Source organism: Pseudoxanthomonas fibrivorans, from assembly GCF_041464125.1.
Classification (GTDB): Bacteria; Pseudomonadota; Gammaproteobacteria; order Xanthomonadales; family Xanthomonadaceae; genus Pseudoxanthomonas.
Map to the genome: position 1 here is coordinate 2166205 of NZ_JBGNUG010000001.1, position 17346 is coordinate 2183550.

At 73.5% G+C, this 17346-nt stretch carries 22 protein-coding genes; 8 read left to right on the plus strand and 14 right to left on the minus strand.

Features of this window, described 5'->3' with window-relative positions:
• Positions 1 to 55: 55 nt before the first annotated feature.
• Positions 56 to 823, minus strand: a complete 768-nt coding sequence (locus ACA089_RS09960; protein ID WP_372016367.1) for an OmpA family protein — start codon at positions 821 to 823, stop codon at positions 56 to 58.
• A 305-nt stretch (positions 824 to 1128) separates the two neighbouring features.
• Between ACA089_RS09960 and ACA089_RS09965 the strand changes: the two genes are divergently transcribed.
• On the plus strand, positions 1129 to 1470 hold the full coding sequence (locus ACA089_RS09965; protein ID WP_372016369.1) for a VOC family protein: 342 nt from the start codon (positions 1129 to 1131) through the stop codon (positions 1468 to 1470).
• Positions 1471 to 1479: 9 nt separating this feature from the next.
• Here ACA089_RS09965 and ACA089_RS09970 read toward each other — a convergent pair whose 3' ends face one another.
• Positions 1480 to 2313 (minus strand): polysaccharide deacetylase family protein, encoded by an 834-nt coding sequence (locus ACA089_RS09970; RefSeq protein WP_372016371.1) that lies wholly within the window; start codon positions 2311 to 2313, stop codon positions 1480 to 1482.
• 95 nt (positions 2314 to 2408) lie between these two features.
• On the opposite strand from ACA089_RS09970, the gene chrA reads away from it, so the two are divergent.
• Entirely contained in the window at positions 2409 to 3626 is a 1218-nt protein-coding gene (gene chrA, locus ACA089_RS09975) for a chromate efflux transporter (RefSeq protein WP_372016373.1), read from the plus strand.
• A gap of 12 nt (positions 3627 to 3638) precedes the next feature.
• Here chrA and ACA089_RS09980 read toward each other — a convergent pair whose 3' ends face one another.
• Both ACA089_RS09980 and ACA089_RS09985 read right to left on the minus strand, forming a co-directional pair.
• Positions 3639 to 4079, minus strand: coding sequence for a YqaA family protein (locus ACA089_RS09980; protein WP_372016375.1), 441 nt, complete (start codon positions 4077 to 4079; stop codon positions 3639 to 3641).
• A 7-nt stretch (positions 4080 to 4086) separates the two neighbouring features.
• Positions 4087 to 5343, minus strand: coding sequence for an FAD-dependent oxidoreductase (locus ACA089_RS09985; RefSeq protein ID WP_372016376.1), 1257 nt, complete (start codon positions 5341 to 5343; stop codon positions 4087 to 4089).
• Positions 5344 to 5506: 163 nt separating this feature from the next.
• Here ACA089_RS09985 and ACA089_RS09990 point away from each other — a divergent pair, with 163 nt between their 5' ends.
• Positions 5507 to 6406, plus strand: a complete 900-nt coding sequence (locus ACA089_RS09990; protein ID WP_372016378.1) for an SMP-30/gluconolactonase/LRE family protein — start codon at positions 5507 to 5509, stop codon at positions 6404 to 6406.
• 28 nt (positions 6407 to 6434) lie between these two features.
• Here ACA089_RS09990 and ACA089_RS09995 read toward each other — a convergent pair whose 3' ends face one another.
• Positions 6435 to 7304: a DUF1349 domain-containing protein gene (locus ACA089_RS09995; RefSeq protein ID WP_372016380.1), complete on the minus strand. Its 870-nt coding sequence runs from the start codon at positions 7302 to 7304 to the stop codon at positions 6435 to 6437.
• A 163-nt stretch (positions 7305 to 7467) separates the two neighbouring features.
• On the opposite strand from ACA089_RS09995, the gene ACA089_RS10000 reads away from it, so the two are divergent.
• Positions 7468 to 8772 (plus strand): APC family permease, encoded by a 1305-nt coding sequence (locus ACA089_RS10000; RefSeq protein ID WP_372016382.1) that lies wholly within the window; start codon positions 7468 to 7470, stop codon positions 8770 to 8772.
• 18 nt (positions 8773 to 8790) lie between these two features.
• Here the strand turns inward: ACA089_RS10000 and ACA089_RS10005 are convergent, their stop codons facing one another.
• Together ACA089_RS10005 and cax are read right to left on the minus strand one after the other, a co-directional pair.
• A complete protein-coding gene (locus tag ACA089_RS10005; protein ID WP_372016383.1) occupies positions 8791 to 9477 on the minus strand; it encodes a potassium channel family protein in 687 nt (228 codons plus the stop codon).
• A 7-nt stretch (positions 9478 to 9484) separates the two neighbouring features.
• Positions 9485 to 10555 (minus strand): calcium/proton exchanger, encoded by a 1071-nt coding sequence (gene cax / locus ACA089_RS10010; protein ID WP_372016385.1) that lies wholly within the window; start codon positions 10553 to 10555, stop codon positions 9485 to 9487.
• A 153-nt stretch (positions 10556 to 10708) separates the two neighbouring features.
• On the opposite strand from cax, the gene ACA089_RS10015 reads away from it, so the two are divergent.
• Both ACA089_RS10015 and ACA089_RS10020 read left to right on the plus strand, forming a co-directional pair.
• Positions 10709 to 11098 carry an ArsR/SmtB family transcription factor gene (locus ACA089_RS10015; RefSeq protein ID WP_372016387.1) on the plus strand — a complete coding sequence of 130 codons (390 nt, stop codon included), beginning with the start codon at positions 10709 to 10711 and terminating at the stop codon, positions 11096 to 11098.
• Positions 11095 to 11628 (plus strand): SRPBCC family protein, encoded by a 534-nt coding sequence (locus ACA089_RS10020; protein WP_372016389.1) that lies wholly within the window; start codon positions 11095 to 11097, stop codon positions 11626 to 11628. The genes ACA089_RS10015 and ACA089_RS10020 overlap by 4 nt, the downstream gene beginning before the upstream one ends.
• A 20-nt stretch (positions 11629 to 11648) precedes the next feature.
• Here the strand turns inward: ACA089_RS10020 and ACA089_RS10025 are convergent, their stop codons facing one another.
• From ACA089_RS10025 to ACA089_RS10035, 3 genes are all read right to left on the minus strand, one after another.
• Complete coding sequence (locus tag ACA089_RS10025) at positions 11649 to 12071, minus strand: hypothetical protein (RefSeq protein WP_372016390.1); 423 nt, start codon at positions 12069 to 12071, stop codon at positions 11649 to 11651.
• A 111-nt stretch (positions 12072 to 12182) separates the two neighbouring features.
• Entirely contained in the window at positions 12183 to 13139 is a 957-nt protein-coding gene (locus tag ACA089_RS10030) for a DUF1684 domain-containing protein (RefSeq protein WP_372016392.1), read from the minus strand.
• Positions 13140 to 13274: 135 nt separating this feature from the next.
• Positions 13275 to 13682 (minus strand): VOC family protein, encoded by a 408-nt coding sequence (locus ACA089_RS10035; protein WP_372016394.1) that lies wholly within the window; start codon positions 13680 to 13682, stop codon positions 13275 to 13277.
• A 307-nt stretch (positions 13683 to 13989) separates the two neighbouring features.
• Here ACA089_RS10035 and ACA089_RS10040 point away from each other — a divergent pair, with 307 nt between their 5' ends.
• Positions 13990 to 14160 (plus strand): hypothetical protein, encoded by a 171-nt coding sequence (locus ACA089_RS10040; RefSeq protein ID WP_372016395.1) that lies wholly within the window; start codon positions 13990 to 13992, stop codon positions 14158 to 14160.
• A 103-nt stretch (positions 14161 to 14263) separates the two neighbouring features.
• Here the strand turns inward: ACA089_RS10040 and ACA089_RS10045 are convergent, their stop codons facing one another.
• The 3 genes from ACA089_RS10045 to ACA089_RS10055 form a co-directional block, all read right to left on the minus strand.
• Entirely contained in the window at positions 14264 to 15046 is a 783-nt protein-coding gene (locus ACA089_RS10045) for a hypothetical protein (protein ID WP_372016397.1), read from the minus strand.
• A 188-nt stretch (positions 15047 to 15234) separates the two neighbouring features.
• Entirely contained in the window at positions 15235 to 15687 is a 453-nt protein-coding gene (locus ACA089_RS10050) for a nuclear transport factor 2 family protein (protein WP_372016399.1), read from the minus strand.
• Between the two features lie 43 nt (positions 15688 to 15730).
• A complete protein-coding gene (locus ACA089_RS10055; RefSeq protein ID WP_372016401.1) occupies positions 15731 to 15916 on the minus strand; it encodes a hypothetical protein in 186 nt (61 codons plus the stop codon).
• A gap of 127 nt (positions 15917 to 16043) precedes the next feature.
• On the opposite strand from ACA089_RS10055, the gene ACA089_RS10060 reads away from it, so the two are divergent.
• Positions 16044 to 16517 (plus strand): YehS family protein, encoded by a 474-nt coding sequence (locus ACA089_RS10060; protein WP_372016403.1) that lies wholly within the window; start codon positions 16044 to 16046, stop codon positions 16515 to 16517.
• Between the two features lie 70 nt (positions 16518 to 16587).
• Here the strand turns inward: ACA089_RS10060 and ACA089_RS10065 are convergent, their stop codons facing one another.
• Positions 16588 to 17310 (minus strand): hypothetical protein, encoded by a 723-nt coding sequence (locus ACA089_RS10065; RefSeq protein WP_372016404.1) that lies wholly within the window; start codon positions 17308 to 17310, stop codon positions 16588 to 16590.
• Positions 17311 to 17346: the final 36 nt, after the last annotated feature.

Here is a 17346-nt window from a genome sequence, read left to right on the forward strand (position 1 = left end):
GCGGCGGCGGGTCCGCGTGGGCCCGCCGGTTCGGATGCGGCCGAGGCCGCGGGTTCTACTTCGCCTTGCCGGCCTGCACGCCCTTGTCGACGACCAGCTTGACCACGACCTTGCGCGCGCCGGCATTGCTGCCGTCGCCCGCGTCCGGCGCCACGCCCATGCCGTCGCCCGCGCGCACGCGGCCGGGACCGAGGCCGGCCTGCTGCTGCAGGTAGTTGGCGACCGCGTTGGCGCGGCGCTCGCTCAGGCGCTGGTTGGCGGCGGCGTCGCCGGTGGAATCGGTGAAGCCCTGCAGCACGACCTGGTAGTCGGCGGTCTCCCTGGCCTTGGCCGCCAGCGCGTCCAGGTCCGCCTTGCCGGCCGCGGAGATCGCCGCGCTGCCGCTGTCGAACAGCACCTCGGCCGTGGCCAGCGCCTCGTACTTGCCGAAGTCGTCCATGCGCGCCGCGGTCGGCGCCAGACCGGCCTGGACCTGCTGGGCGACGCGGAAGTCCTCGGACTTGAAGCTCACCTCGGAGGCGGCGAAGCCGCTGCCGGCGGGCACGGCTTCGACCGTGACCGGCAGGCCGGGGATCAGCGCGCCCTGCCCGACCTTCTCGTGGATCGCGCCGGTCAGGCCCTTGGTCTTCTTGAAGACGGTGTCGGCCGAGACGGTGACGGTCTGTTCGACGTTGTCGCCATCCTTCACCGTGATCGTGTCGCCATTCACCGCGGTGACCAGGCCCTTGATCCTGGTCTTGTCGCCATCGGCCGCGGCGGCAGGCAGGGCCAGCAGCGCGAGCGCCAGCAGGGCGGCGCGCAGCAGGCCCCGGGAATGCGGCATCGTGTCCATCGGGCGTCCCTCCAGCAGGGTGGGCGGGGCCGTGTCCGTCGCGCCCGCGGAAGGCGTGGGGATCGGCCGGATTCCGGCGGGTGCGACAGGCGCACGGCAGGCGTCACCGGATCGGCCAGACGCTACGCGCCGCGCCGGAAACGGCTCAATTGGCCTTTGGCCCCACGCAAACGGCGGTCGTGCGTGACCCTGAATAGCGGACGGGCGGCTGGCGTGCGCGCGATCCGCGCGTGCACCACGTGCCGGCCTTGCGCTGCGCGTGGTTCAATCGGCCATCGGCCCCCGGAGCCCCTGCCATGCGCTGCATCGGACTGTTCGCCGTCGCCCCCGTCCAGGACCTGGCGGCCGCCCTCGACTGGTACGCGACGCTGTTCGGCCGCGCGGCGGACGACCGGCCGATCCCCGACCTGGCGCAGTGGTACCTGGACGGCTTCGGCTTCCAGGTGATGCGCGAGCCCGCGCGCGCGGGCAAGGGCATGGCCACGCTGGTGGTGTCCGACATCGAGGCCGAACGCGAACGGCTGGGCGCCGCCGGGATCCGCTTCGAGGAGACCCAGCGCGGCGACTTCGGCGCGATCGCGCGGCTCGACGACCCGGAAGGCAACCGCCTGATCCTGGCCGAACCGCCGAAGCGCTGAGCGGCCGCGTCAGCGCCCGCCGGGCGTGCCGGCACTGGCCTGCTGCGCGCGGACCCAGCGCATCTGTTCGAGGAAGGTCGCGGTCCAGTAGGTGTCGCGATGCGCGTCGAGGAAGGCGAGCAGCGCCTCGTGCGCGGCGGTCGACACGCTCAGGTGGTCGCCGCCGATGCCGTGGAAGGTGAAGTTGACCATGGTGCCGCGGCGGCCGGCCTCCTCGACCAGCGCGACCAACTCGGCGCCGCTGGCCCCGACCGGCACGTGCACCGGCACCGCCAGCGGGTCCAGCGCGAGCATGTCCGGCACGACCGTGCCGCCGACCAGCTTGATCCCCACGAACTGGTCGGCGACCGCGGCGATGTAGTTGTCGTCGCGCGCCTGCTGGTCGCCGCAGGGGGCGGTGTAGGTGCGCCCGTCGCTGCGCCCGTCGAGCGCCTGCAGGAAGGTGTTGGCGAGCGCGACCTGCTCGCGCACCTGGGCCACGCTGAGCGCGTCGAGGTCGCGTTCCGGCGCCACCCATTCGCGCCCGGCGCCGCGCGCCGAGCAGGGATGGAACAGGCTGTGGTTGCCCAGTTCGTGGCCATTGCGCGCGGCGGCGCGCCAGTCGTCCATGCGCGCGCGCACCGGCGCGTTGGCCGGCACGATGTAGAAGCTGCCCTTGAGCCGGTGCCGGTCCAGCGCGGGAATCGCATGGTCCAGCTGCGAGTCGAGCGCGTCGTCGTAGGCCAGGCTCACCGCGGCCCTGCGGCCGTCGGGCCAGGCGAACCGCGTCGCCGGCTCCGCCGCCGTGGCGACCGGGGCCAGGCAGGCGGCGCCCACGAGGCACCAGCCGATCATGCGCTTCATCGCATCGTTCCTTCGCAAGGGCGGGCGGCGCAGGGTACGCCGGCCGCGCGCACGGTGTCATCGCCGGGTCGCCGCGCGGCGCTATCCTGCCGCGCATGCGCCGCGCACGCCCCCCGCAGCGGACACCGCGGCCCGGCAGCGCCGGCGAGGTGTTCGCCGCCTTCCTCGCCCTCGGCACCCGCGCGTTCGGCGGACCCATCGCCCATGTCGGCCACATGCGGGAGGCCTTCGTCGTGCGCCGGCGCTGGCTGGACGAGGCCCGCTTCGCGCAGCTGGTCGTGGTGTGCCAGCTCCTGCCCGGGCCCGCCAGCAGCCAGCTCGGCTTCGCGATCGGGCTGCTGCGCGGCGGCTGGCGCGGCGCGCTGCTCGCCTTCCTCGGTTTCACCCTGCCGTCTGCGCTGCTGATGGTCGCCATCGCGCTGCTGTCGCCGCGCCTGGACACGGCCACCGCACGGGCCGCGTTGCACGGCCTGGCACTGGTCGCGGTGGCGGTGGTCGCGCACGGCGTGGGCGGCATGGCACGGCGGCTGGCCAACGACGTCCCGCGCGCCCTGGTCGCCGGCGCGGCCGCGGCGCTGGTGCTGGCCGGCGACGGCGCGTGGACGCAGCTGGCCGCGATCGCGGCCGGCGCGGTGCTCGGTGTCCTGGCGTGCCGCGACGAAGCCCCGCCGGCGGCCGCGGCGCTGGCCCTGCCCTACGGACGGCGCATCGCGCTGCCGTGCCTGGCGCTGTTCGGCTGCCTGCTCGGCCTGTCCATGCTGGCGTCCTCCGCGGCGGCTCCCTCGCCCGCGGGCCTGGCGGCCGCGTTCTACCGCAGCGGCGCGCTGGTGTTCGGCGGCGGCCACGTGGTCCTGCCGCTGCTGCAGGAAGCGGTGGTCGAACCGGGCTGGGTGGGACAGGACGCGTTCCTGGCGGGCTACGGCGCCGCCCAGGCCATGCCCGGGCCGATGTTCACCCTCGCCGCCTACCTCGGCGCGGTGGTGCCGCTGGGAACGCCAGCGTGGATCGGTGCGACAGTGGCCCTGCTGGCGATCTTCCTGCCGGGATTCCTCCTGCTGCTGGCGACGCTGCCGGCCTGGGGGCGCATCGCCGCGCACCGCGGTGCGCGACGCGCGCTGGCCGGGATCAACGCGTCGGTCGTCGGCCTGCTCGTGGCCGCGCTCTACGATCCGGTGTGGACCCACGCCATCCACGACGTCACGGACGTGGCCATCGCCCTGGCCGGACTGCTGATGCTGGCCAGCGGCCGGGTGCCGACGCTGGCGGTGGTCGCCGCCTGCGTCGCCGCGGCGATCGCGGTGGCCACGCCCTGAGCGCCTGACCGCTCAGTGCGCGTAATGGAGGGTGGCGACCGCCAGCACGACGTAACGGCCTGCCTTGGCCAGCGTCACCAGCGGCAGGAACACCCGCAGCGGTTCGCGCATCACCCCGGCGGCCAGGGTCAGCGGGTCGCCGACCACCGGCAGCCAGCTCAGCAGCAGCGACCAGCGGCCCCAGCGCCGGTAGCCGCGCTGCGCGCGCGCCAGCGCCGCCGGCGGCACCGGGAACCAGCGCCGGTCCTGGAAATGCAGCAGGCCGCGGCCGAGCCACCAGTTCAGCAGCGAGCCGAGCACGTTGCCGACGCTCGCCACGACCACCAGCGGCACCGGCGGCCATCCGCCCAGCAGCAACGCGACCAGCGCCGCTTCCGATTGCGCCGGCAGCAGGGTGGCGGCGAGGAACGCGGCCAGGAACAACCCGGCGTAGGCCGCCAGTTCGATGCCCATGCCGGGTTCAGTCCGCCGCGACCGGGACGCCGGCGGGCAGCGGCGGCCCCATCGCGTCGAGGAACGCCGGTTCCAGCCCCAGCGTGCCGAACAGGCCGCGCCGGGTGCCGGTGAGCACCCGCAGCATCTGCCCGCGGCCGCCGGGCATGCGTCCCAGCGGCAGCATCGCCACGTCGCGCAGCCGCGCCACCGCGTCGCGCTCGGACTGGAACAGCGGCGTCAGCCAGCGGCTCCAGCGCTGGTAGATCCACACGTGCGCGCGCCGCTCGCGCTCGTAGGCGGCCAGCGCCGGCGCCAGCGCGGGCGACGCGCGCAGCGACCGCGCCAGCGCCTCGGCATCGAGCAGGGCCATGTTCACGCCCTGCCCCAGCTGCGGGCTCATCGCATGCGCGGCGTCGCCGGCCATCACCACCCGGCCGTGGTGCCAGCGCCGCACGATCGTGTCGCGGTAGCGCGCCCGCGCCAGCTGCGCGGCGTCGGTGATGCCGGCGAACACCTCGCCGGCCTCGGGCCACAGCGCGCGCAGCTCGCGGTGCCAGTCGCGCAATCCGCGCGCATGCCAGTCGTCGAAGCCGTCGGTGCGCAGGCTCCAGAAAAAACTCAGCCGGCGCACGGGGTCGCCCGGGCAGCCGCCGACCGGCAGCAGGCCGACCATCCGTCGCGCAGCGAGGTAGCGCTGGCGCAACTCGGCGGTCCACGGCCAGTCGCCGGCCGGCAGCAGGCACCACAGCGCGCCCCACGGATAGGGACGGTCGATGCGCGCCGGTGCCACCCCGCCGCGCAGGCCGGACGCGGCACCGTCGGCCACCACCACCAGGTCGAACGCTCCATGCTCCCCGCCCTGCGCGTCGCGCAGGACGCCGCGTGCGGCATCCACCGCGACGATCTCGCAGCCGGCATGCAGCGCCCGCGCGCGCTCCGGCCAGGCGGCATCGAGGATCGAGTACAGCGCGCCGCGCTGCAGGCCGACGCCATGCAGGCGCGATTCCAGCCCGGCGTAGCGCATGTCCATCACCGCACGCCCGCACGGCGTGTCCCCGAACAGGCGGTCCACCCGCGCGCCATGGCGCAGCACCGGCTCCAGCAGGCCCATCCGCCACAGCACCTGCAGCCCGCTGGGCTGCAGCAGGAACCCGGCGCCGACCGGTCCCGGCCGGGGCACGCGCTCGAACACGCGGACCTCGTGGCCGTCGCGGGCGAGCAGCACGGCACACGCCTGTCCGGCGGTGCCGTAGCCGACGATGGCGATGCGAAGGGGCGTCATGCGATCCGGGGCCTGTTCCAGTCCGCATCTTCGGCGACCCGGCGACCCACGGGAAGGACGAGCGGCTCCCGCTGGCTGACGGGGGAGATGATGCGATGTCGTCGACCGGCACGACGGCACGGCACGGCTATCCTGTACCCGTCCATCCGCAGAGGATCACGCCATGCATCCGTCCCGCGTCGCCGCCCTGCTCGCCCCGCTGGCCCTGGCGGCCGGCATCGCGCCCGCCCGCGCCGCGCAGGCCGCGCCGGAACTGCTGTGGACGGTCGGCGGCTTCTCGGCCCCCGAATCGGTCGTGTACGACCGCGCACGCGACCGCTACTACGTCTCCAACATGGCCACGCGCGGCGATGGCGCCACCCCGCGCGACGGCTTCATCAGCCGGCTCGACGGCCACGGCAACATCATCGAACTGAAATGGATCACCGGGCTGGAGAACCCCAAGGGCCTGGCGCTCGCCAACGGCCGGCTCTACGCCGGCGACGACGACGCACTGGTGGAGATGGACCTGGAGCAGGCCGCCATCGTCGCCCGGCACGCGCCGGCCGACGGCGGCCCGGCGCAGTTCAACGATGCCACCGCCGACGGCGCCGGCAACGTGTACGTCTTCAGCCGGCGCCTGGACACGGTCTTCCGGCTCGGCAAGGACGGTTTCCAGCCCTGGGTGAAGGTCGACCCGGACACCACCGGCAAGTTCAACGGCGTGCGCGCCGACGGCGACCGCCTGCTGCTCGGCAGCTGGCAGGTGCCCGGTCCGCAGGGCGAGCAGCTCGGCCACCTCACCACGATCGACCTCGCCACCGGCGCGATCGGGCGCATCGGCAACGCGCCGATCGGCCATATCGACGGCATCGAGCCCGACGGCCGCGGCGGCTGGGTGGTCACCGACTTCACCCCGGGGCGGCTGCTGCGGATCGGCCCCGACGGCAGCGTCGAACCGCTGCTGACCCTGTCGATCGGCACCGCCGACCTGCACTACCTGCCTGACCGGCAGCTGCTGCTGTTGCCGATGCTGCGCGACGACCACCTGCGCGCGTACCGCTGGGCGCCGGCGGCGGACTAGCCGGCGCGCGGGGGCGACCGCGTCCGGCTCAGTCGCCCAGCATCGCCAGCACCTGCGCATCGGACAGGCCGGTATCGGCCAGCGGGTTGGCGCTGACCTGCGCGTACCAGTCGGGCACCGCGGCCAGGCGCGGGCGGGCGAAGCGGATCCAGTCGACCTCCATCACCATGTCGGTGCGCGCACCGGGCTCGCGGCTGCGGTTGATCACCTCCGGATCCTCGGGGATGTCGTGGGGGACGTCGTCGCTGTGGGTGTAGGCGACCAGCCCGACCTGCATCGCCGGGTTGTGCTCCATCCGGTACCAGCGGTCGCGCACCTGCCATTGCGCCTGCCCGTCCGCGCGCGCCAGCGCGACCAGCGCCATGCCCACGCGCACCAGCCGCAGTTCCACCCAGCCGGCCGGGAACGGCCGCAGCTTGAGCGAGGAATAGCTGTTGTAGGTGCCCTTGGTCTCGGTCATCTGCCGGCCGGGCAGGTGGCCGACCCCGGTGGTGATGAAGTGCCAGTTCTCGCGGCGCGGCTGCCACTGCGCGGCGCTGCTGCGGTTGGGCACGCGCGCCAGCAGCCCGCCCAGCGACCAGCTGCCGCCGGCGATGTCGCCGGCCTCGCCGCGCACGCGCACGCGGGCGCGCACGTCGAAGTCGCCCTGCACGTCCCGGAACAGGAACGGCGCATTGAGGTCGCGCACCCACGCCGAATGCTGCGGCTGCAGGTTCAGCACGCCGGGCGTGGTCCGGCCGATGTCGAGGTGCTTGATCTTGTCCGGCCAGCCGTAGGCCTGGTGGAACAGCGTCCACGGCGCGACGCCGTCGCGTGCGTCGAACTCGTCGCCCAGCGGCGACAGGTCGTCGGCCGATGCCACCGGCGAAAGCAATGCAAGCCACAGCAGACTGCGCATGTCGTACTCCAGCGATGGGGCGAGCGCGCAGCGTGTGCGCGCGCCGCGCCGGCCACATGTGCCGGTTTGCCTATGTCCGCGGTGCGTCCGCGCGGACGTCCGCGGACACTTCGCGCACGGCCGTGCAGCGGCTACCCTGAGCCGGTCTGCCGAAGGGACGGGGATGAGCGCGACGCCGCCGGGTCCACATTCGCCGCAGGGCCTGCTGCGCGCCGTCGGTCGCTGGCAGATCCTGGGCCTGTCGATCAACAGCGTGGTCGGCAGCGGCGTGTACCTGCTGCCGGCGACCGCGTTCGCCCTGCTCGGACCCTGCAGCGTGTGGGGCGTGCTGCTGGCCGGGCTGACGGTAAGCCTGCTGGTGCTGTGCTACGCCAAGGCCGGCAGCTACTTCGAGGTGCAGGGCGGCAGCGCGCTGTACGCGCGCGAGGCGTTCGGCCCGTTCGCCGGCTTCCAGGTGGCGTGGACGATCTGGCTCACCCGCATCGCCACCGCCGCCTCGCTGGCCAATGGACTCGCCGATGCGATGGCGCGCTTCTGGCCGGCGGTGGGCAGCGGCCCCGGGCGGGTCGCCGTCATCGGCGGCTCGCTGGGCCTGCTGGCGGCGATCAACATCGTCGGCGTGCGCCACGCGGCGCAACTGTCGCTGGCGCTGGTCGTCGGCAAGCTGCTGCCGCTGGTGGCCTTCGTGGGCCTCGGCGCGTGGCACGTGGACTGGACGCTGGCGACCGCCGCCTCGTCGGCACCCACCATGGACGCGCGATGGGGCGAAGCGGCGCTGCTGCTGCTGTTCGCCTATGCCGGCTTCGAGAACCTGTCGGTGGCCGCCGGCGAGTACCGGCAACCGCGGCGCAACGTGCCGTTCGCGCTGGTGGCGATGATCGTGCTGGTGACCGCGCTCTACGCCGGCGTGCAGTGGGTGGCGCAGGGGACGCTGCCCGGGCTGGCCGCCTCGGCCACGCCGCTGGCCGACGCCGCCGCGCGCTTCGGGGGCGAAGGCCTGGCGTTGCTGGTGACCGCCGGCGCGGCGCTGTCGATCCTCGGCACCAGCAACGCGACCATGCTGCTCGGCCCGCGCTTCCTGCACACGCTGGCGTCGGACGGCTACGGACCGCGCGTGCTGGCCCGTGTGCATCCGCGCTTCCACACGCCGGCGGTGGCGATCGCCTTCCAGGCGGTGCTGGCGCTGGCGCTCGCGCTGAGCGGCTCGTTCGCGCAGCTGGCGCTGCTGTCGATGGTCACCCGGCTGCTGGCCTACCTGGGCACCGCGGCCAGCGTGCTGGTGCTGCGGCGGCGGCTCGGCGACCCGCCCGGAAGCTGGCACCTGCCCGGCGGCGCGATGGTGCCGGTGGCCGCCCTGGTGCTCTCGCTGGCGATGCTGCTCAGCGCCCGCCCGGCGCACCTGGCGGCGGTCGGGCTGGCGATGGCGGCGGGCAGCGTGTTCTACCTGTTCCCGCGGCGCCCGGCGTGAGCGGATCCGCGACCGGACTCACGGAAGCACGTCGGGGTCCCGGTCGTGCGCGGCCGCCCTCAGGCTGACCAGCCGCGCGACCATGATCGCCAGGTAGAGCTGGCCGATGATCGCCTCGAACACCGACAGGCCGCGCATCACCGGCGTGGCCGGGGTGTAGTCGCCATAGCCGAGCGTGGCCAGGGTGACGAAGCTGAAGTAGATCGCATCGCCCATGCCCAGGCCCGCCGGCAGCGGCGCGCCGCCATGCATCAGCGCCAGCGGGTCGAGCCGGACCACCGCCACGTAGACCACGCCCCAGCCCACGCCGATCAGCAGGTAGGCGCTCAACGCCGCGTACAGGTGCTCGGCGTCCACCCGCGCGCTGGACATCGCGTAGCGGATCGCGCCGGCGACCGCGACGACCGCCACGGTGCCCCACAGCAGCGCGCCGGCCACCGACAGGATCGCCGACTCCAGCTGCGACGCGATCGCGCGCATCAGCAGCGCGCCGGCGACGATGGCGAACATGCTCCGCCGCTTGGCGGTGACCCCCATCGGCAGCACGGCCGCCAGCAGGCTGAAGGTCAGCAGCGCCTCCATCGCCAGCCGGCCGAAGTCCAGCGCCTCGAGCAGCGGGCCGACGGCGATCGTGGCCAGCAGCATGCAGAACAGGATCGCGTAGCGGTGGCGCGTGATCCGTCCGGGTTCCGGCCACCGCGTCATGGCTGCCTCAGCGCGCGACGTCGGGCACGAAGAAGAACACCGAGGCCAGGATCACGTACACCGCCAGCAGCTGGATCCCGCGCAGCCAGTCGCTGCGCCCGTCGCTGGCGACCTGGCCGGCGATGATCACCGAGAACAGGATGATCAGCACCAGTCCGGGGCCGAACACCAGCGCCATCGGGTGCGGGCCGACGAAGTAGCTCAGCAGCACCAGCAATGGCGCCACCAGCAGGGCCAGCTGCACGCTCGCACCCATGGTGATGGACATCGACAGGTCCATGCGGTTCTGCCGCGCCGCGACGATCGCGGTGGCCTGCTCGGCCGCGCCGCCGATCACCGCCAGCACGAACACGCCGGTGAAGGCATCCGAGAACCCCATGGCCTCGCTCGCCGCCTCGACCGTGCCCACCAGGATCTCGCTCAGCCAGACGATGCCGACGGTCACCGCGCACAGCACCAGCAACGCCTTGCCGGGGCTCCACTGCGGCCCGTGGTGGAGGTCGCCGTGCCCCGCATCCGCGCTGCCGGCCTTCGCGTCGGCGCGGCTGCGCACCAGGGTGAAGGCGACGTTGGCCACGTAGACCGCCAGCATGATGCAGGCGATGAGCGCGCTGATCGAACCCATCTGCGGGCCAGCGCTGGGCACGATGCCCAGGTAGGCCGCCGGCAGGATCAGCGCGATCACCGCCAGCGTCAGCATGATGGCCTGCGTGCGCGCGGCGCGCGCATCGTAGGCCTGGTCGCCGTGGCGGACTCCGCCGACCACCATCGCCACGCCGAGCACGAACAGGATGTTGCCGATGATGGTGCCGGCCAGCGAGGCCTTGACCATGTCGTGCAGGCCGGCGCGCAACGCCGCCAGGGCGATGATCAGCTCGGCCGCGTTGCCGAAGGTGGCATTGAGCAGGCCGCCCAGGCCGGCGCCCAGGCGCGTGGCGAGCGACCCGGTGGCCTGGGCCATGATCGCCGCCAGCGGCACGATGCCCAGCGCGGCGACCGCGAAGATGAGCAGCGCGTTGCCCGGCATCGCGTGCTCGAGCACGATCGCCAGCGGAACCAGCACCAGAAGCCACTTCATCGTCCATCCCCGGGCACGCCTCGATCGGCGCCGGTACCGTCGCGCCGCGCGCCTGCGACCGGCAATTGGCCCTTGGCCCTACCCCTTTCGCGGCGGCCGACGATATTCAACCGGATGGTTGACATCCGCCGAGGGCGGGGTATATTCAACCTTATGGTTGATAAAGACTCCCAGCGGCTCGACGCGGTGTTCCGCGCCCTTTCCGATCCGACACGGCGGGCGATGCTGCGCGACCTGGCCGGTGGACCGCGCACGGTCGGCGAACTGGCCGCGCCGTTCGAGATCTCCCTGGCCGGCGCCTCCAAGCACGTGCAGGCGCTCGAGCGCGCCGGCCTGATCGAGCGCGAGATCCAGGGGCGCATGCACGTGTGCCGGCTCGATGCCCGGCCGCTGCATGCCGGCGCCGAATGGATCCGCCACTACGAACGTTTCTGGACCGGCCGCCTCGACGCCCTCGAAGCCCTGCTCAGGGCCGAGGATGCGCGCAAGGCCGCCGGCAAGCCCGCGCCCGCGAAGGGCGCACCACGGAGGAAGAAGCCATGAACCTCGCCGCATCCCCATCCGCCTACGCCACCGCCACCGCGGCCAATGCCGTGCGCCTCGAGCGCCTGCTGCCCGGGCCGGTGGAGCGGGTCTGGTCCTACCTCACCGACGGCGACCTGCGCCGGCAGTGGCTGGCCTCGGGCGACATGGAACTGGAGGCGGGCGCGCCGTTCGAGCTGGTCTGGCGCAACGACGAACTGACCGACCCGCCGGGCCACCGCCCGGACGGTTTCGGCGGCGAACACCGCATGCAGAGCCGGATCATCGCGGTGGATCCGCCGCACCGGCTGTCCTTCGCCTGGGCCAACGGCGAGGTCGACTTCGTGCTCGAACCGCGCGGCGACCAGGTGCTGCTGACCGTCTCCCACCGCGGCATCTCCGACCACGCCAACCTGCTCATGATCGGTGCCGGCTGGCACAGCCACCTGGACGTCCTCGCCGCGCGGCTGCGCGGGTCCGCGCCCGAACCGTTCTGGGACCAGTGGAGCCGGCTGCACCGGGAATATGCGGCGCGACTGGGCGCGGCCTGAGGCGCGGCGCCGCGGGAGCGCTAGCGCGGCCCGCGGTACGGCCGGTGGCGCATGTCCGGGCCGTCGTAGCGGTCGACGTGCATCTGCAGGTTGAGGGTGCGTTCGTCGCCGTCGGCGTCGCGCCAGCTGTTGCAGTAGCCCAGGCCCGCGCCGTTGTACGTGCTGCTGCCCAGCTGCGAGGAATAGCCCACGCCGGTGGTGAAGCTGCCGGTGACCGCGCGCTCCTGGCCATCGGGTCCGGTGGGACAGGCCGGCCGGGCCACCCGCGCCGGGGCGGCGGGCGCGGGGGCCGGCACCCCGGAGCGGTCGCCGTACCAGGTGCCGGGCGGGTCGTTCCGATACGGCGAGGCGGCCTGCGGCAGGGCCAGGTCGAGTTCGGCCAGCTCGTCGGCGACGGCCGGCGCGGCGCAGAGGCAGGCGAACAGGGCCGCGATCAGGCGCATCGGTGGACCTCCGGCCGCCAGTGCGGCATCGCAGCCACGCTAGCAACCGCGCGTTGAACGCGGGCTGGCTCGCCGCGCCCGCGGGATCGACGGGGCCGTTACGCCGCAGGCCTAAGGGTGCTTCGGATAGGTCTTCTCGCCTGCGGCCACCGCCACGTCGAGCCGGTTCTCCGGGGGCGCGGTCGGGCAGACCACGTGCCCGTTGAGCGCGCAGGGCGGGTTGACCGCCTGGTTGAAGTCCAGCACGACCCGGCCGTCCCGTGCCGGCGGCGCGTACAGGAAGCGGCCACCGCCATAGGTCTGCTTGCCGCTGGTGCGGTCGGCGATGATGAAGAACAGGTCCTCGCCGTCCTTCTCCTGCACCGGCAGCAGCACATGGTGGCGACCGTCGCGCTCGAACGCGGCCTGTCCGGGCACGCGCGCCTGCTCGATGGTGCCGTTGCTGGTGACCAGGTCCAGCGTGCGCGGCGTATCGAACGTCTGCCAGCGCGCCTCGATGCGCCACGACGGATCGACCGGGAAGTGCGGCACGCCGGCGAAGGCCTGCAAAGCCGGCGCCTGCGGATCGCGGTAGCGCCAGCCGTGCACGTCGCCGGTGCGCACCACGTAGAAGCGCTGGTCACCGGCGTGGATGCTGGTCGGCCCACCCTCTTCGAGCTGGGTCAGCAGCCGCGTGGCGCGCAGCGGCTTGCCGTCCACGGCAAGCGCGGCGCCCGGGGCGGCCTCGAAGGACAGCGCGCCACCGGGCTCCAGGCGCAGCACGCCCCAGTGCTCCGGCCCGCCGGGCACGACGATGGCGTTGTCCGCCGCGTGGCCGACCCGGTGCACACCCGGGGCGACCTGCCCGGAGCCGGTGAAGCTGAGCCAGCCATCCGGCTCGCGCAGGCGCCGCTCGCGGTCCTCGCGCCACCGTTCGATCCCGGCCACGTAGGCCGGGTCCGCGACCACGCGCGGGGCCGCGGCCTGCACCGGCGGCGGGCCGGCGGCGGGCGGCGGGTCTGCGGGCGAACACGCGGCCAGCGAAGCCGCGGCGGCGAGGACAAGGCACGGCGGGCGGTGTCGGCTCATGCGGACGGCTGCGTGGAAAGGCCTCCCCACCTTAGCCGCCGGCCGCGCGGCCGGCCAATCACCTGGCGATGCCCGCGGGCCGCGGCGCGTTATCAGCCGGCCTGTCCCCTGCACGGCATCCTGTTCCGCGGGCGGCTACGGCCAGTGGCTGCGCTCGCCGTTGATTTCCCATGGCACGCCGAAGCGGTCGACCAGCATGCCGAAACCCGGCGACCAGAAGGTCTTCTCGAACGGAAGGCGGATGCTGCCTCCGGTCGCCAGCGCCATGAACACGCGCGCGGCTTCGGCGACCGGTGCGGTGATCGTGACCGAGAAGCCCTGCAGCTTCACGTAGCTGCCGGGGAAGGCGTCGGAACCGAACAGGACCTGGTCTTCCAGGGTCAGCGTGGCGTGCAGGATGCGCGCCTGCCAGGCATGCGGCACCTGCCGGGCCAGCGGCGACTCGCCGTAGGTGAGCTGGGTGTCGAATTCGCCACCGAGGATGCGCTGGTACTGGCGGAACGCGTTCGCGCAGTCGCCATCGAACGACAGGTGGCAGCTCACGCCCATCTCGCCTCCGGGGCCACCGCCGACCGGTGCCTAGACTCCTGATCACGCAATCCGGGGCGTGCAGCGGCCGCTGCGCCGGCGACGGTTTTTGCCACCGCACGCAGGCCGTGCTGCACGCCGTCGTGACGGCGGGGCGAGGCAGTATCGCCGCATGAACCGTCCCGCACGCCCCCGGCTGTCGCTGCTGCGGATGCCCTCGCGCAGGCCACCGGCCAATGCCGTGGGGGCCGCCAATCCGTTCAGGCGGCGGCTGACCCACCCCCGCGCCCTCACCCGCCTGCACCCCATCCTCGGAGGTTCCATGCAGAACGAAGACGACACCCGACTCGGTGCGCCTCCGGAGGCGCGCCATCCCACCGGCGAGAAGCCGCCGCGCATGGGCCTGGGCCTGATGGTCGGGCTCATCGCGGGCTGCGCGGTGATCGTGGCGATCGTGCTGTGGTTCGTCGGCGAGGTTCCGGGCAGTCGCTGAACGCGTCATCCTCCGCGTTCATGGCACCGCCGGCCGGGCGCCGGAAAAAAGGAGGCGCCGTTGCCGGCGCCTCCATCGTGCGTGTCGGGCTCGCGCCCGGCGCTCAGCGGCCGTCGCCGTCGGCATCGCCCGGCAGCACGCGCTCCACGCCGTGCCACGCATCGCGGGTCGCCGCCTTGGCCTTGTCCCAGCCCAGCCGCGAGCTGCCCTTGACCTTGTCCCAGCCCTGGCCGAGCTCGCTTTCCAGGCGGTCGTCCCACTGGCGGTCGCCGTACTGGCCGCGGGCCTGGGTGCCGTAGCGGTAGGCCGGACGGTAGTCGTCATAGGCGACGTCGCGGTCGCGGTAGTCGGCCCGGTCGAACTCGCCCGCGTAGTAGCGGTCGGTCGCGTCGTAGGCGCGATAGGTGCGGTCGCTGCGGTCCCAGGCGTCGCGCACGGCGTCGCGCGCGTGGTCCCACTCCAGCTTCGACTCGCCGCGCACCTGGCCCCAGCCGGCGCCCAGTTCCTGTTCCAGCGCCTCGTCCCAGGTGCGCTCCGGCATGCGGGTGCGCGCGTCCACGCCATAGCCGTAGGCCGGGGCGTAGTCGTTCTCGTAGTCGAAGCGCGCGTCGTGGTACGGGCGGCTGGTGTAGGTCTCGCGCCAGAACGCTTCCTCGCCGGTCGGGTCGATGCGCTCGGCCACGCCCTTGCCGGCGGCCGCGCCGACCAGCGTGCCGATGCCGCCGCCGATCAGCATGCCCAGCGGCCCGCCGAGCGCGCCGATGACCATGCCGGCCGCCGCCCCGCCCACGCCGCCCACGCCCACGCCCACCGGGTGCGAACCCGGCGTGCCGCTGATCGGGTCGCGGTTGAGGTCACGGGTTTCGTTCCTGTCGATCTTGTCCACGGTGCATTCCTCGTTCTTGTCGTTGTCGTCGGATGAACCCGTCCCTCGTACGGGCGCCTGCGGTGCAGGTGCGGCCACGGTGGAGCGCGCGCCGTGAATCGCGCGTCGCACGGAGCGGGCGGGTTGCAGGCGGAGGAATGCGGTTCAGCGTGGCGTGGGCTTCGCCGACGCCGCGTGCAGGCCGGGGCTCAGTCCGGCTTCTGGTACCAGAGCGCGTTGACGATGATCCAGCGGCCGTCGAAGCGGCCCATGTGGAAGAAGTCGACGAACCACGGCGTCTCCACGCGGACCGCGGCGATGTCGCCGGCCACGTCGAGCACGGTGCAGCGCCGGTCCCACTGCGCCGGCGGCGTCTTCAGCGCGCCCTCGCGGGTCAGCGCGACCAGTTCCTCCTTGCCCATGCGCCGCAGGCCCAGGCGTTCGTCCGGCGTGTTCCCGAGCACGCGGCGCTTGGCCAGGTCCGGGTGCAGCGCGCGGGCCACCCGCGCGGGGTCGCCCTGCAGCTGGCCGTCGACGTAGTCGAAGCAGGTCGCCTCGATCGCCGCGCGCGTGGCCGGGTCGAGGGCCGCCGTCGAAGCGGCAGGTGCATGCACGGGCGTGGTGGCCGCAGCGGCGGCAAGGAGGAGGCTCACGGGCGACATGGCGGCTCCTGGCGATGGTGGCGGCGACGCATGATCGCGCGGGTCAGTGCTGCGACAGCCGGCGCTGCGTGCCGTATCCGTCCACGAAGCCGGCGACCATCCCGCCGAGCGCCGCCGACAGGAACAGCACCACCGCGCCGGCCAGCAGCAGGTGGCGGCGGTTGCGCCGGTAGCCGATGGCCAGCAGGACCAGGCCGGCCACGAACACCCCGATCTCGATCCAGTACATGGCACCCCCAAGGATCCGCGCCGGCCGATTCTGCCGCAACGGCCGCACCGCCACACGCCTGCCGGGCCGGCGGCAGGCACGGCGCTAGACTGCGCGCCATGTTCCGGAACCGACAGGCACGCCCCCGATGATCAACAACGACGTGCTGCGCAGCATCCGCTACATGCTCGACCTCGGCGATGTCCACGTCGTCGAGCTCGTGCACCTGGTGGACCCGGATTTCCAGCTCGACCGCGCCGACATCCCCGCCCTGCTGAAGAAGGATGGCGAGCCGGGGATGGTGCCCTGCGGCGATCCGCTGCTGGCCCGCTTCCTCGATGGCCTGGTGGTCCATTTCCGCGGCCGCGACGAGCGCCAGCCGCCGCGCCCGGTGGACGCGCGCATCACCAACAACCTGGTGCTGAAGAAACTGCGCGTGGCATTCCAGCTGCGCGACGTGGACCTGCATGCGATCTTCGACAGCGCCGGGTTCCCGTTGGCGCGGCCCGAACTGAGCGCGCTGTTCCGGCAGCCCGGCCATCCGAACTACCGGCCCTGCGGCGACCAGATCCTGCGCCATTTCCTCAAGGGCCTGACCCTGCGGCTGCGGGCCGCCGGGTAGCGTCGGCGCGCGACCCGCCTGTTCCCGCCGGGGTGCGCAGGCACGCACGGCCCGGCGGGCATCCCGGCCTTCAGGCCTTGGCGTTGCAGCTGAGCTGGCGCGGCGTGGTCGGGAAGCTGATGTTGACCGCGCGGCTGGTCAGCGCCGACTCGCCCAGCAGCCGCGCCACCGTCACCGCCGCGAGCGCCGGGTCGGGACACTCGGTGGGCACGTAGCTGACCGAGAACGCGTCCTCGAACACCGTGACCGGCGCGGCCGCGCTGTCGGTACGGTCGTGCCGGTAGAAGCGGATCTTCACCGCGATCGCCGGGCGGGTGCCGGAGCCGTCCTTCTTCCCGAGCGGGTTCGGCGCGTTCGCCGCTTCCGTGCACTGCAGCTTCTTGTCGACCAGCATGCAGGTCGATCCCTGCGCGGCCATGATCGTCTTCTCCGCGGTGCCTTCGGTGCCCGCCACCGTCGAGACCCCGACCTCGGCGACGAACGGCGGCGGCGGCGCGTCGCCCCATGCCGAGGCCAGCGTCGCCGACGGCAGCACCTTGCGCAGCCCCTCCACGTAGGCGGCGGCCACCCGCTGCCCGGCGTGGTCGGGAGTGTCGGCCACCACCGACACCGACACGCCGGCCGCTGGCCCGTCGCCGGCCAGGCGCTCGAACTCCGCGCGCTTGCCGACGGCGCGTTCGTAGGCGACGGTGGCCGCGCCGCGGTTGGACACCAGGCCGTCCAGCGGACTGGCGGCCTGCGCCGCGGCGATCCCCAACAGCGATACCCCTGCAAGAACGAACATCGACTTCATGGTGTCCCTCCCACGATGAAGCGCTGGCGTGGATCC

Bases quoted from the DNA above. Each gene is read 5' to 3' on its own strand.
- cax (WP_372016385.1), bottom strand. From the start codon at position 10,555: ATGAAGTGGCTTCTGGTGCTGGTTCCGCTGGCGATCGTGCTCGAGCAC.
- chrA (WP_372016373.1), top strand. From the start codon at position 2,409: ATGCGCCGCGCACGCCCCCCGCAGCGGACACCGCGGCCCGGCAGCGCC.
- ACA089_RS10040 (WP_372016395.1), top strand. From the start codon at position 13,990: ATGCAGAACGAAGACGACACCCGACTCGGTGCGCCTCCGGAGGCGCGC.
- ACA089_RS10060 (WP_372016403.1), top strand. From the start codon at position 16,044: ATGATCAACAACGACGTGCTGCGCAGCATCCGCTACATGCTCGACCTC.
- ACA089_RS10005 (WP_372016383.1), bottom strand. From the start codon at position 9,477: ATGACGCGGTGGCCGGAACCCGGACGGATCACGCGCCACCGCTACGCG.
- ACA089_RS10020 (WP_372016389.1), top strand. From the start codon at position 11,095: ATGAACCTCGCCGCATCCCCATCCGCCTACGCCACCGCCACCGCGGCC.
- ACA089_RS09965 (WP_372016369.1), top strand. From the start codon at position 1,129: ATGCGCTGCATCGGACTGTTCGCCGTCGCCCCCGTCCAGGACCTGGCG.
- ACA089_RS09990 (WP_372016378.1), top strand. From the start codon at position 5,507: ATGCATCCGTCCCGCGTCGCCGCCCTGCTCGCCCCGCTGGCCCTGGCG.
- ACA089_RS09980 (WP_372016375.1), bottom strand. From the start codon at position 4,079: ATGGGCATCGAACTGGCGGCCTACGCCGGGTTGTTCCTGGCCGCGTTC.
- ACA089_RS10055 (WP_372016401.1), bottom strand. From the start codon at position 15,916: ATGTACTGGATCGAGATCGGGGTGTTCGTGGCCGGCCTGGTCCTGCTG.
- ACA089_RS09970 (WP_372016371.1), bottom strand. From the start codon at position 2,313: ATGAAGCGCATGATCGGCTGGTGCCTCGTGGGCGCCGCCTGCCTGGCC.
- ACA089_RS10065 (WP_372016404.1), bottom strand. From the start codon at position 17,310: ATGAAGTCGATGTTCGTTCTTGCAGGGGTATCGCTGTTGGGGATCGCC.
- ACA089_RS10015 (WP_372016387.1), top strand. From the start codon at position 10,709: ATGGTTGATAAAGACTCCCAGCGGCTCGACGCGGTGTTCCGCGCCCTT.
- ACA089_RS10025 (WP_372016390.1), bottom strand. From the start codon at position 12,071: ATGCGCCTGATCGCGGCCCTGTTCGCCTGCCTCTGCGCCGCGCCGGCC.
- ACA089_RS09985 (WP_372016376.1), bottom strand. From the start codon at position 5,343: ATGACGCCCCTTCGCATCGCCATCGTCGGCTACGGCACCGCCGGACAG.
- ACA089_RS10000 (WP_372016382.1), top strand. From the start codon at position 7,468: ATGAGCGCGACGCCGCCGGGTCCACATTCGCCGCAGGGCCTGCTGCGC.
- ACA089_RS10050 (WP_372016399.1), bottom strand. From the start codon at position 15,687: ATGTCGCCCGTGAGCCTCCTCCTTGCCGCCGCTGCGGCCACCACGCCC.
- ACA089_RS09960 (WP_372016367.1), bottom strand. From the start codon at position 823: ATGCCGCATTCCCGGGGCCTGCTGCGCGCCGCCCTGCTGGCGCTCGCG.
- ACA089_RS09995 (WP_372016380.1), bottom strand. From the start codon at position 7,304: ATGCGCAGTCTGCTGTGGCTTGCATTGCTTTCGCCGGTGGCATCGGCC.
- ACA089_RS10030 (WP_372016392.1), bottom strand. From the start codon at position 13,139: ATGAGCCGACACCGCCCGCCGTGCCTTGTCCTCGCCGCCGCGGCTTCG.